This is a genomic window from Lactococcus garvieae subsp. garvieae, assembly GCF_029024465.1.
GTDB classification, from domain to species: domain Bacteria; phylum Bacillota; class Bacilli; order Lactobacillales; family Streptococcaceae; genus Lactococcus; species Lactococcus garvieae.
Genome location: NZ_CP118950.1, coordinates 838,045 through 851,255 on the forward strand (window position 1 = coordinate 838,045; position 13,211 = coordinate 851,255).

A 13,211-nucleotide genomic window follows, 5' to 3' on the forward strand; every position below is an offset into this window, starting at 1 on the left:
ATGAAAATTTTTAGAAGCTCGTTTATTGTTAGTATTATTGCATTGATTATCGCTTACCTCTATGCTGGATGGGATGGTTTAATGATTACCGCTATCCTTGCAGTGTTGGAAATTTCACTTTCCATGGATAATGCCATTGTTAATGCACGTATTTTGGAGCGTATGAGCCATGCTTGGCGTAAAATATTTTTGACGGTAGGGATTTTAATTGCTGTTGTGGGTATGCGCCTGGTCTTTCCGCTTTTGATTGTTGGTGTCTCCGCAAAACTGGATCCGATAAGTGCCATGCGCTTAGCTTTAGAAAAAGGTGATCCTAGTGTGCCAGGGACCTACGGTTATATTTTGCACCATGCGCATCCCTCTATCGCTGCATTTGGTGGCATGTTTCTTTTGATGCTTGCACTTGGCTTTTTCTTTGATCAAAGGGCACATACGTGGCTAAAATTGCCTGAGAAAGTCTTACAACAAATCGGCCATTTTCCTGCGGCAAATGCGATAATTTCAATGATTATTCTTTTATTAACTGCTGAATTTATCGCAGCTGATGCACATACTGTTCTATTCTCAGGTATTTTGGGGATTGTAACTTATATGTTGGTAAATGGCTTTGGCGATATGATGACTGAACATATGCCTACCGAAACAGCAGGTCAGGCCACTTACGCTGTGGGAAGAGCTGCTTTCTCGCTCTTTCTTTATCTCGAGGTTATTGACGCTTCCTTTAGTTTTGATGGTGTTATTGGTGCCTTCGCCATTACTTCAGATCCTATTATTATCCTGCTTGGGCTAGGTGTTATCGGGGCAATGTTTGTCCGTTCATTGACCCTTTACTTGGTAGAAAAAGGGACACTGAATGAACTTGTTTATTTAGAGCACGGTGCGCATTGGGCGATTCTTACCTTAGCCATTCTGATTTTGGCAAGTATCCATTGGGAAATCGGCGAAGCAGTGACAGGTTTACTTGGTGGGATTATTATCGTATTGTCCTTTATCTCAAGCATTATTTACAATCGCACACATTAAAAAAAGATGCACAAGAGGTGCAGCTTTTTTTAATGTTGTAGAGTATGTTCTTGAATGAATCGGAGTGTTTGCTGATAGCAGAGCTGTGCTTCTTTTGTACGATAATCAAATTGATACTCATGTCCAATTTTTTTACTGGAATCACTAAAGAAAAGCTGAGACACAGGAACCTTTAAGGCTTTTAAACGCTCTGCCAATGCTTCACCTTCTGAAGCGAAACTGAGGGTATTTCCATCCGTAATATAAGTGGGCGGATAGTTTTCGGTTACGGCTGGAACGACACTTGCTTGTTGCAAATGCGGATTTGTTTTCCAATCCGTTGTACCTAAGAGTGACCAAGCCACGGTTTTGGTGAACGCTTTAAGTAATAAATTGTTTGACTTATCATGTGCCTTTTCCTGCAAGTTTACAGGGCCGCAATAAGAGATGACACCTTTTAAATTTTCCTTAGTGAGAAGAGGGGTGAAGTGTAATGCATTTGCGTAAGCTTTATTGGTTTGAATGGCCGCATATTGGGTAGCAATCTGGGCACCAGCGCTATCCCCTCCAAGAATAATTTGATTGAAATCAAGTGAAGGATAATCTGCTTGATGGCTGAATAAATCCTGTACCAGCTCGTTTATTTGCTGAATTTGGCTGGGATATTGTGCATCAGGTGCAAGTGCATAATTAGGACAGATGACAGCAACTTGAGCATCGTGTGCAATCCGAGTGGCAAATTCTTTAACATCGGTTTTATTTCCTCCAACATAAGCACCACCGTGAACCCAGAGGATTACAGGAACGGGCCCTTGGGAATTTTGAGGCATGTAAATGTCAAAGCTGTTTCTTTTTTTGTCTGAAGTATAGCTGAGATCACTTTTCAAAAGGACCTTTTTCTTCGTGGCCTCATAGGTCTTTTGATCTGTTATCTTTCCGCCACTTTTGGCAAAAAGGCGATTGATCACAAAAGCTCCGGGACGTGGGGACAGATTAAACACAAGAACTAGTCCTAAAATAAATGCCACAAGAAAGCCTAATAATAAACTTATAACCTTTAAAAATTTTTTCATGATGGACTTATTATATCAAATTATTGTAAGATACAAATAATTTTTGAGAAAGGGTTCAGCAAGCTGAAGCTCTCTTATTGCACTTCAAATCGCAAATGGTAAAAACTTTAAGTCTGGCCTTGACATTTTCAGCAAAAAGGACTACAATTTTAAGGTAAAGCAAGCGACTCGGGACAGTGAAAGCCGGGATTTAAAATGGCCCAAAATCATCGCAATACGAATGAAGTAAAAAATAAAGGTGGAACCGTGCATAGCACCCTTTGTCTTAGGACAGGTGTATTGCGCGGTTTTTATATTATTTTAAGGAGTAGAACATATATGATGAATCCAGCAGAAATATTGGCTGCAACTATTCACCATGGACAAGAAAAGGTCAAACGACCAATGTTAGAAAAAGCCGTCCTTGGCTTTATTGGAGGCGCGTTAATCTCTCTAGGTTATCTGCTTTATATCCGCGTCATATCGAGTGTAGTCGATGATTTTGGAAGTTTGGCAAGTTTCATCGGAGCAGCAGTGTTTCCGATTGGTTTGATTGTCATTTTAATGGGTGGTGGCGAGCTCATCACGTCTAATATGACGGCTGTTTCTGTATCCTTCTTTGCAAAGAAAGTAAAGTTTTCAGATTTGCTCAAAAACTGGATTGTCATCACTATTTTTAATCTTTTAGGCGCCTTCTTTGTGGCTTTCTTTTTTGCACACATTGTTGGTTTGACAAGTACAGGTGTGTATCGTGAGGAATTAATCACTGTTGCACACTCGAAAATAAATGCAACTTGGCTTCAGACTTTGGTTTCTGGAGTAGGGTGTAATTGGTTTGTTGGACTTGCGATGTGGCTTTCTTACGGAGCCAAAGATGCAGCAGGAAAAGTAATGGTCATCTGGTTCCCAACAATGGCTTTTGTTGCAATTGGTTTCCAGCACAGCGTGGCAAATGCTTTTGCCATCCCAGCGGCAATCTTTGAAGGTGGCGCAACATGGATGGAATTTATCCGCAATTTCAGCCTTGTCTATGCTGGAAATATCATTGGTGGCGTTATTTTCGTTGCTGGTTTCTACTTCCTTGGATATAAACGCCAAATGAATGAACTTAATAAATAATAAGGAGAATTAAATGTCAAATAATAAATTATCATTTCAAGATATGATTCTGACTTTGCAGGCTTTTTGGGCTAAGCAAGGTGCAAACTTAATGCAAGCTTACGATAACGAAGTTGGTGCAGGAACAATGAGTCCTTATACTTTCTTGCGTTCAAATGGTCCTGAACCTTGGTCAGCAGCTTATGTACAACCTTCACGTCGTCCTGCAGATGGACGTTATGGTGAGAATCCTAACCGCCTTTTCCAACACCACCAATTTCAAGTGGTCATGAAACCTTCACCAAAAAATATCCAAGAACTTTACTTGGAAAGTTTAGCTGCCCTAGGGATTGATGCTTTGGAGCATGATATTCGCTTTGTAGAAGACAACTGGGAAAATCCATCAATGGGTTGTGCTGGTATTGGTTGGGAAGTTTGGATCGATGGGCAAGAGTGTACACAGTTTACTTATTTCCAACAAGTCGGTGGTATTGAAGTGGATTCTGTAACTTCTGAAATTACTTATGGTTTAGAACGTTTGGCAACAGCTATCCAAGAAGTGGACAGTGTCTACGATCTGGAATGGGGGAATGGCGTGCTCTACGGTGACATTTTCAAAGAGCCAGAATATGAGCATTCAAAATTTGCGTTTGAAGAGTCCGATCAAGATATGCTTTTGGACTTGTTTAACAAGTATGAAGCAGAAGCACTTAAATTGCTGGACTTAGGTTTGGTTCACCCTGCTTATGACTTTATCTTGAAGAGCTCTCACACTTTTAACCTTTTGGATGCACGTGGCGCAGTTTCTGTAACTGAACGTGCAGGTTATCTGCACCGCGTACGTACAATGGCACGTAAAGTTGCCAAAACCTTTATTGAAGAACGTGCTAAACTTGGCTTCCCACTTTTGAAAGATGAAGACTTACGTGAGAAATATCTGGGAGAAAAAGGGAAATATACAAAAGTTCTGGCACAGTTGGCAGAAGAACAGGAGGCAAAATAATGGCAAACTATTTACTTGAAATTGGCTTGGAAGAAATGCCAGCCCACTTGGTAATACCTGCAATCAATCAATTGGCAGAACGTCTTTCGGACTTTTTGAATGAAAACCGTTTAGAATTTGATGCTATCCGTAAATTTTCAACACCACGTCGTTTGGCTGTTTTGGTGGAAGGACTTGCTGAAAATTCTGAAGCAATGGATGAAGAAGTCAAAGGACCATCTGCTAAAATTGCCAAAGATGCTGAAGGAAATTGGTCAAAAGCTATTCAAGGTTTCTCTCGTGGACAAGGTGTGACACCTGACGATTTAGTCCTCAAGGGGGATTACTATTTCGCAAATAAACATATTGCGGGCGTAGCTGCACAAGAAATTTTGACAAAGGTTGGCGATGAAGTCATCTCTAAAATGCAGTTCAAAACTTACATGAAATGGGGAAATAACAGCTTCCTCTTCGTACGTCCCATCCAATGGATGATTTCTTTACTGGATGCTGAAGTGGTTCCTTTTAAAATTCTTGATGTGACGGCAGGAAATACAACACGTGGTCACCGCTTCCTTTCAAACCAAGAATTTACGCTTGGACATGCGACAGATTATGCGAAAGTTTTGACTGACAATTTTGTTATGGTTGATGCTGGAGCACGTAAAGCTGAAATTAGCCAGCAAATCAAAAAAATCGCAACTGACCATGGCTGGAAAGTTGAACTCTCAGACGAAAAACACGTTGAACTTCTTGAAGAAGTCAATAATTTGGTAGAGTACCCAACTGCATTCGTTGGGAGCTTTGATGAAAAGTATTTGTCAGTTCCTGAAGAAGTTCTGGTTACTTCAATGCGTGATAATCAACGCTATTTTGAAGTTTATACTGCAGAAGGCAAGCTTGCACCGCACTTTATCTCCGTGCGTAATGGTAATGCTGAAGGCATGAAGAATGTTATCTTAGGTAATGAAAAAGTCTTGGTTGCTCGTTTGGAAGATGCCGAGTTTTTCTGGAAAGAAGATCAAAAATTAAAAATTGCAGATCTTGTGAAGAAACTTGAAAATGTAACTTTCCATGCAAAAATCGGTTCAATAACAGAGCATATGGCGCGTACAAAAGCAATTGCAGCACATTTAGCGGATATTGCCAAGCTGACAGAATCTGAAAAGACCGATGTGGCGCGTGCAGCAGATATTTACAAATTTGACCTTTTGACAGGTATGGTTGGTGAATTTGATGAACTTCAAGGTGTTATGGGTGAAAAATATGCTCTCCTTGCAGGCGAGAATGGCAACGTAGCAGCAGCAGTTCGTGAGCATTATATGCCAGTATCTGCTGAAGGGGTCTTGCCTGAAACTGCTGTCGGAAGTGTTTTGGCTGCTGCAGATAAAATTGACAGCATTCTTTCATTCTTTAGCGCAGGCTTGATCCCATCAGGCTCGAATGACCCTTACGCTTTGCGTCGTGCAGCGCAAGGTTTGACACGTATTATTGAGAAATTCAACTGGCACTTTGACTTTTCTGAGTTTATCGCCACACTTGATTATGAAAATAAAGAACAAGTGATTGATTTCCTCAAGGGGCGTGTGCAAAAACTTTTACTTGATAAGAAAATCCGTCACGATATTGTCGAAGCAACAATTGCGGCAAATACAATGGACATTGCTAATATGATGGAAATTGCGCCAATGCTTAACAGTCATAAGGACGAAGCAACTTTTAAACCAGCGATTGAAAACATTTCACGTGTGATTAACCTGGCGAAAAAAGCGGAGCAAGTCGGAACGGTTTCCCCTGAACTCTTTGAGAACGAAGCTGAAGGCATCCTTCACGAGGCTACAGAAGAACTTAAAGCAGGTTGGGCAAACTTGTCTGCTTCTGAAAAATATGATATTCTGGTCAACAAAGGTGTTCCAGCCATTAACAATTTCTTTGAAAATGTAATGGTTATGGCAGAAGATGAAAAAGTACGCCACAATCGTTTGGCCTTGCTTACAGAGCTATCAGCACTTACAGGAACAATGGCTGATTTTAGTTTAATCAATACAAAATAAGGAGGATATTGGTCTTATGGCAATCACAAATGAACAAGTTGAACGTATCAATGAACTTGCACGTAAACACAAAGCTGAAGGTCTAACAGAAGCTGAAACTGCAGAACGTGCTGAATTGCGCCGTATCTATCTTGATAGCGTACGTGAAAATCTCCGCGGTCAAGTTGAAGCAGTAAAATTGGTGGATGAAGATGGAAAAGACATTACACCAGAAAAACTTAAAGATATTCAACGCGCCAAAGGTATGCGTGATTAAAAGTGGTCGAGCTTAGTGCTCGGCCTGTTTTTAATACACTTCCAGCGCTGCTCCTGAGGGAGCTTATGTTAGACGACAATTCCCAGCGGAATTGCCTGAACATTTTATGAGGCAGGGTCAAATTTTTTTGATTTCTGCATCACTGCTATTATTATACAGGTAAGGGGAATTACTTTTCATGAAAAATATAAAAATTGGAATATCAAGATGGGCTGTCCTTTATGCTGTCTTAGCTCTAGTGATTGGGGTAATTATTGGGGCGGTGGATGCTTTATTTGGACGCGGCTTGATTTTTATTACTGAGACACGGGATGCACACCCCTTGTATTTTCTTCCTTTTTTGGCTTTGGCTGGTCTTTTGATCGTTTATGTCTATCAGCGTTTTGGTAAAGACAGCCAAAAAGGAATGGGGCTGATTTTTGAAGCGGGAAATAAGGGACGAGAAGATATTCCTAAGCGTTTGGTGCCCTTGATTATCTTTTCAACTTGGCTGTCGCACCTTTTTGGTGCCAGTGTTGGTCGAGAAGGTGTAGCTGTTCAGATTGGTGCCACGATTGGCCATACTGTTGGTGGGAAATTATCTTCCAAAGAAGCACAAAAAGTACTCTTGATTACGGGGATGGCAGCCGGCTTTGCCGGACTCTTCCAAACACCGATCGCTGCAACTTTCTTTGCTATTGAAATTTTGATGGTAGGTAAGATTGAGTACATAGCACTTTTCCCCGCTCTGGTCGGTTCTTATGCGGCCAGCGCGACATCCCATGCTCTAGGTTTAGAAAAATTTTCTTTTGCTGTCAATACCGACTTAAATATTGATCCCTTGGTGCTTCTGAAGCTTCTTGTTGTGGCAATTTGCTTTGGCTTGGTGGGGCGCATCTTTGCACAAGGCTTGGCCTTTATGAAGACTTATATGGCAAGTAAGCTCACTAATCCCTATCGTCGAATATTGCTCATGGGATTGATTTTGAGCTTGGGACTCATCTTTATCCATCTTGATCGTTATGCAGGTCTAGGAACAAATCTGATTTCGATGAGTTTTAACGGTGAACATATCAATGCCTACGATTGGCTCCTGAAGTTGCTCTTTACCGTCTTAAGTATTTCAGCAGGTTTCCAAGGTGGGGAAGTAACACCACTCTTTGCGATTGGTGCAAGTTTGGGTGCGACTTTAGCTTTACTTTTGGGCTTGCCTGTCGGCTTGGTTGCTGCTGCCGGCTACGTTTCCGTCTTTTCATCAGCAACAAACTCTTATTTTGCTTCAATCTTCATCGCCGCAGAAGTTTTTGGCTTTGGTACGGTACAATATATCCTGCCAATCGTGACTATTGCTTATATTCTTAATGGTAATGCTTCGATCTATGCGCAAGGAAAACTAAATTTAGAAGTTTAATAGAAGAATAAGACTTTTGGTCTTATTCTTTTTATTGTCCATTTTCTTGTGTAGAGAGTGAGCAATTTTTAATCACAAAATATGGTGAAGTGATAAAATAGAAAGAGAATATGAAAACGCCTACGAAACACGTGGGCTTAGAAAAGAAGAGGAGCAGCTGTGAATATTGAAGCTTTACTTGAAAAGAAAGAGCAAATACAGGTTAAGATTCTACGTCAGTTGGTCCTCAAACGGGATAAAGTAACAGCGCAAGAATTATGTGATGGGGTAAAGCTCTCTCGTCCTTCGGTGGAAAGTTACTTAGAGGATATTTCTTATCTGGGACAGATGATGGGAAAACCGATGGAAGTGCTGCGCCAGGACAATAAACTTGCCCTAAACTTGGCAGAATCTCAAAGCTTAGACGAGGTCATCAGCTTTTTAATCCAAGACAGCATTAAATACCGTTTGCTTCTCTTGCTTTTAGAACAAAAAAATTACATGATTTTTGAACTCGCAGAAGCCTTGCTGGTCAGTGAATCAACCTTGTTCCGCAAAATCAAAGAGCTTAACAAACTTTTAGCCGAGTTTGAGCTTCAAATCAAAAATAATAAGCTGGTGGGTGAAGAAAGTCAGATACGCTATTTTTACTACTTGCTGTTTGATTCGCTTCATCCTAAATTTCGTCCAGAGTTGCTTCAAGTCACGAAGTTCCAAGTTGACTTTATCCTGCAACTTGAAGAAACTTTAAAAGTAAATTATTCGGAAAGTAGCCAAGATAAACTTTACCGTTGGTTAGCTATTACAGAAAAAAGACGCAAACTTACAGATATCCAAGTCACTCAATCTTTGGAAATGAAGAAAATTTACCAAGACGATCATCTTTATCAATTATTAGATTCTCTTTTTTATCAATACATTTATGACAAACAGAGCAAGAATAACTGTGAGACAATCTTTTTCTACAGTTTCCTCCTGTCTTTTTTCATCTTAGATAAGGAAAGTTATTACCGTTTTGATATTTTCCGCAGTAAAAAAATACCCACAGTCCTCTTGAATATTTCTTTAAGAGAGCGTATGCTGAACCACTATCGTCCCCATCGTTTAGGGTTTGAAGAGGAAAAAGCCATCAGTTATCAGCTGGCTCAAGTCAATAATAAATTTGCCTTTTTCCAAGGCAGCCTCTTTACCAAGAGCCAAGAAGCTTTGCTCAGTCATAAGCAAAACTGGGTGGACAAGAGTTTTCAAGATTTACTGGATAATCTCAAAGAGATTGCCTTAAGTTATTTTCCCAAAACGCAGGATTTGCCTGAACTCATCTTTGGCTATCGCAATGCTTTGATGTTGCTGGAACTTTTATCTGCTCAACAACTGACGGTGGCTTATGACTTATCCGATACGCCAGCCTATCAAATCCCCATGGAACATTATCTGAAAAATCGTCTCAGAGCAGTGGAAAAGATAAAGTTGGAACATTATCATGAAGGTCAGAGCTATGATCTGCTTATCTCAAGTAAAAGAAATGATAGTCGAAAGTTTGTTTATATCCTTTCCGAGTTTTCCAGTGATTATGACTTTGAAAAGCTTTTGTCACGTATCGAAAGTTTAAAAAAAGAAAAATTTCAAAAGAAAGCAATTCTCACTTGAAAAGACACGTCGGCACAGAAAAAATTTTACGAAAAGAGAGAACGGCTTTCTCTTTTTTCTTTTCCTCACTTCAAGACTATTTGAAATAACACACCCAAAAGAGAACAAGGAAAAGCAGGGGACTTAAATCCCGCAGCACAGCAAAATTAAATTTGGAACTCACTACAAGTTTGTGTATTTTTTTAGCTTACACTTAACGCCCCTAATTGGGGGCGTTTTTGTGTGAGGCAAATAAGTAGAAGAAGAAAATAAGATTTTTGAGTAAAACAGGAGTGTTGGTCGAGCAGACCTTGTCGCTAGTAGTTGCCATAGCACAATGGCGTCAATTGAGGAAAGTGAACTAGACGCCATATAAATAAGAATTTATAACATAAATTTATGAATGACTTTCATTTTTTTATGGAATTTCTTAAAAAATGAAAGTATTTAATTCTCCTTAAATGCTATAATATGAAATATAGAAAGCGTTTACAAAGGAGAAAGAACATGACAGAAACTTCTTACATTATGGCAATTGACCAAGGTACGACAAGCTCAAGAGCTATTATATTTGATAAACAGGGCAAACACATTGGCAGTTCCCAAAAAGAATTTACACAATACTTCCCTAAAGAAGGTTGGGTTGAACATGATGCCAACGAGATTTGGAACTCTGTTCAGTCTGTTATCGCAGGGGCTTTTATCGAGTCGGGAATTAAGCCTGTACAGGTTGCGGGTATCGGTATCACTAACCAACGTGAAACTACCATTATATGGGACAAGAAAACAGGAAAACCAATCTATCATGCTATTGTTTGGCAATCTCGTCAATCAGCCGATATTGCTAATGGTCTTAAAGAAGCAGGACATGAGGAACTCTTCCATAAAAAGACAGGACTTATTGTAGATTCATATTTTTCAGCCACAAAAATTCGTTGGATCCTTGACCATGTCGAAGGAGCACAAGAGCGTGCAGAACGCGGAGAGCTCCTCTTTGGAACCATCGATACATGGCTCTTGTGGAAGTTGACAGATGGTGATGCACACTATACTGACTATTCTAATGCCAGCCGTACCATGCTCTACAACATTCATGAGTTGAAATGGGACGAAGAAATCCTGAAAATTCTTAATATCCCAGTTTCAATGCTTCCAGAAGTCAAGTCCAACTCAGAAGTTTACGGCGTGACTAAAGGTTTCCATTTCTTTGGCTCTGAAGTGCCAATCTCAGGTATGGCAGGGGACCAGCAAGCTGCATTATTTGGTCAAATGGCCTTTGAACCTGGAATGATTAAAAATACCTATGGTACAGGTTCGTTTATCGTCATGAACACAGGTGAGAAACCACATATTTCGAAAAATAATATGCTTACAACGATTGGTTATGGCATTAATGGGAAAGTTTATTACGCCTTAGAAGGAAGCATCTTTGTTGCAGGGTCCTCTATCCAATGGTTACGTGATGGTTTGAAAATGTTGGAACGTGCCAGTGATTCCGAAGAAGTAGCACTCCAGTCTAGGAGTCAAGATGAAGTTTATGTGGTGCCAGCTTTTGTCGGCCTTGGAGCTCCGTATTGGGACCAAGAGGCGCGTGGTGCGATGTTTGGCTTGACACGTGGAACAACAAAAGAAGATATTGTGAAAGCAACCTTACAAGGGATAGCTTATCAAGTTCGTGATGTAGTCAGCACCATGAAAGAAGATACAGGAATTGATATGTCTGTGCTCAAGGTAGACGGTGGCGCTGCAAACAATGAATATTTGATGCAGTTCCAAGCTGATATCTTGAATATCCCAATCCAACGTGCGGGAGATTTGGAAACGACAGCACTTGGTGCAGCCTTCCTTGCAGGACTTGCCGTTGGTTTCTGGAAAGACTTAGAAGAGCTTAAAGAATCCTATGAACCGGGCAAAATTTTCCAAACTCAGATGCAAGAAGAACGTAGAGAAGAACTCTATGCCGGTTGGAAAAAAGCCGTGAATGCGACACGCGCTTTCAAATAAAAATCAATCAGACAGTAATCTAAAAGTCTAGTGGTATTAAGTCAAATGATAAGTTGCTAGATTCTGAGTAAAAATCTTGAAAAAAGACAGCACGAAAGAATCTAGTAAAATTTGGCAAATTTTACTAGGCTAGACAAGGAATTGTGCAGATAAAACTAATTATCTTCCATAAACCTCCTTGGTGGCGTATAGAGTTGGTGGTTGCGTAGTAGCACATCCACCAGACGCACAAGTTTTCTTGCGGTTAAAACGACGGCTCTTTTGTGTTTATGTTTGGGGACTTCATCTTTCTTTTTCTTGTAAAACTCTGCGTATTCCACGTTATGTCTTCGTACAGAGTTGGCGGCTTCAACTAAGTAATAGCGAAGATAACGATTGCCTCGTTTTGCAAGAGAAGTATTTTGAGATGAGGTATTGCCAGATTGTGTTTCTTTCCAATTCAAGCCAGCATATTTAGCGACTTGAGGATGGTCTTTAAAGCGTTCAATCTGTCCTATTTCAGCGATAATTCCTGCAGCGAATACCTTTCCAATACCAGGTACACTGGTCAAACATTGGTATTCAGGGATAATTTCTACCATGTCTTCAATGGCTCGATCAATTTCTTTAATCATCTTCTCTAAACTCCGTATTTCGCGAGCAAGGAGACTGAGTACAATATTGACAGAATCTTGTTGGACGAGTGATAAGCGGTAACTTCCTTTTATGGCAGCTTTTATTGCTTTTGCAAGTTTCTCAGGAGCTTTGAAGCGACCTCGCCCGAGTTTCTGGATGAGTTCCGTGAAATCTTCAAGAGGAGTATTTGCGAGTTCATCTAGCGTGTAATCTTCGGTCATGAGTGTCATAATTGTGGCAGACCAAACAGAGGTACTCAATTCTTCATTCTTTAATTCCGCAGAGAGCGTATTGCACTTGTAGTAGATGTTTTCAATGAAGTGTTGTTTTGTACGTACTAATTGTTCCACGAGCTGAAGTCGAGTTCTTGTGAGATGTTGTAGTGCCAGATACTTTTCTTCTTTAAGATAAGATCTTGTAAAGCGTTCAATGCGGAAGTAATCCGCGATGTAGAAAGCATCAAGGGTATCATTCTTGTTTTCTTCGAATGCCTCACGATATTTCTTTATTTTGGCTGGTTGTTCCACCATGACCTCGACTCCGAGCTGCTTTAACTCCGAGTCTTCGTGGAAGAACATTGCAGGATGAAAACTGTAGAGGGATGTGGCTTCCATGCCAATGACGACTCTATTAAATTCATACTTTTCGTTAAGTGAGAGTACTTGTTCTTTGATTTCAGAAGCACCAATCATATCATTGGTAAGTGAAGCAGCGTACAAGACTCCAAGTTCCGTGTCATTTGACATGATGCACACATCGAGTTTGGTAGAGCTGACGTCTAAACCGACAAAACATTTCATTTGGAAGGACCTCCTTTCATTTGATTAGGAAACTATACTTGACTACTGAGAGATTCCCCAGAACTCTGTATCCCTTCATCCTCGCTTATTAGAATACCCATCACAGCGATTACTTACCGCCTGCTCGCTACTAAGAGCAGAGTAATCACGGTGGAAACAGCTAGTGAGTTGGAAGATTTGATACAGCTCGGGTCGCAGACTTATGAAGAAGACGAAGCAACAAGGAGAGTTAGCATATTCCTTTTGAGTCCATTCCTAAGAATAATTATTCTGGGAAACGTCACAATAGTCAAGTAAAACGATAACAATTGTTAGAAAATTGGGGTGAAAAATACCCATAAAATATATTATAC

Annotated in this window: 10 protein-coding genes; 8 read left to right on the top strand and 2 right to left on the bottom strand. The window is 40.3% G+C overall.

The genetic code is table 11. The features are described from left to right. The gene (locus PYW30_RS04205) at nucleotides 1–1,023 is read left to right on the top strand and encodes a DUF475 domain-containing protein (protein ID WP_023889525.1); all 1,023 of its coding nucleotides are present in this window, start codon (nucleotides 1–3) and stop codon (nucleotides 1,021–1,023) included. A gap of 29 nt (nucleotides 1,024–1,052) precedes the next feature. Here the strand turns inward: PYW30_RS04205 and PYW30_RS04210 are convergent, their stop codons facing one another. Next, nucleotides 1,053–2,075, bottom strand: a complete 1,023-nt coding sequence (locus PYW30_RS04210; protein ID WP_042218693.1) for an alpha/beta hydrolase — start codon at nucleotides 2,073–2,075, stop codon at nucleotides 1,053–1,055. A gap of 318 nt (nucleotides 2,076–2,393) precedes the next feature. Between PYW30_RS04210 and PYW30_RS04215 the strand changes: the two genes are divergently transcribed. From PYW30_RS04215 to glpK, 7 genes are all read left to right on the top strand, one after another. Beyond that, a complete protein-coding gene (locus tag PYW30_RS04215) occupies nucleotides 2,394–3,173 on the top strand; it encodes a formate/nitrite transporter family protein (RefSeq protein WP_019292766.1) in 780 nt (259 codons plus the stop codon). 13 nt (nucleotides 3,174–3,186) lie between these two features. After that, nucleotides 3,187–4,155 carry a glycine--tRNA ligase subunit alpha gene (glyQ, locus tag PYW30_RS04220; RefSeq protein WP_004257927.1) on the top strand — a complete coding sequence of 323 codons (969 nt, stop codon included), beginning with the start codon at nucleotides 3,187–3,189 and terminating at the stop codon, nucleotides 4,153–4,155. Further along, on the top strand, nucleotides 4,155–6,188 hold the full coding sequence (glyS, locus tag PYW30_RS04225) for a glycine--tRNA ligase subunit beta (protein ID WP_042218697.1): 2,034 nt from the start codon (nucleotides 4,155–4,157) through the stop codon (nucleotides 6,186–6,188). The genes glyQ and glyS overlap by 1 nt, the downstream gene beginning before the upstream one ends. A gap of 16 nt (nucleotides 6,189–6,204) precedes the next feature. Then, complete coding sequence (locus PYW30_RS04230) at nucleotides 6,205–6,444, top strand: DUF896 domain-containing protein (protein ID WP_004257921.1); 240 nt, start codon at nucleotides 6,205–6,207, stop codon at nucleotides 6,442–6,444. 178 nt (nucleotides 6,445–6,622) lie between these two features. Then, entirely contained in the window at nucleotides 6,623–7,834 is a 1,212-nt protein-coding gene (locus tag PYW30_RS04235; RefSeq protein ID WP_042218699.1) for a chloride channel protein, read from the top strand. A 159-nt stretch (nucleotides 7,835–7,993) separates the two neighbouring features. Beyond that, nucleotides 7,994–9,460, top strand: coding sequence for an AcpB/EbpR/MafR family transcriptional regulator (locus PYW30_RS04240; RefSeq protein WP_042218701.1), 1,467 nt, complete (start codon nucleotides 7,994–7,996; stop codon nucleotides 9,458–9,460). 486 nt (nucleotides 9,461–9,946) lie between these two features. Then, entirely contained in the window at nucleotides 9,947–11,443 is a 1,497-nt protein-coding gene (gene glpK, locus PYW30_RS04245; RefSeq protein WP_014024629.1) for a glycerol kinase GlpK, read from the top strand. Between the two features lie 155 nt (nucleotides 11,444–11,598). On the opposite strand, the gene PYW30_RS04250 is transcribed toward glpK, so the two are convergent. Further along, complete coding sequence (locus PYW30_RS04250; protein ID WP_042219922.1) at nucleotides 11,599–12,858, bottom strand: IS110 family RNA-guided transposase; 1,260 nt, start codon at nucleotides 12,856–12,858, stop codon at nucleotides 11,599–11,601. Between the last annotated feature and the right edge of the window lie 353 nt (nucleotides 12,859–13,211).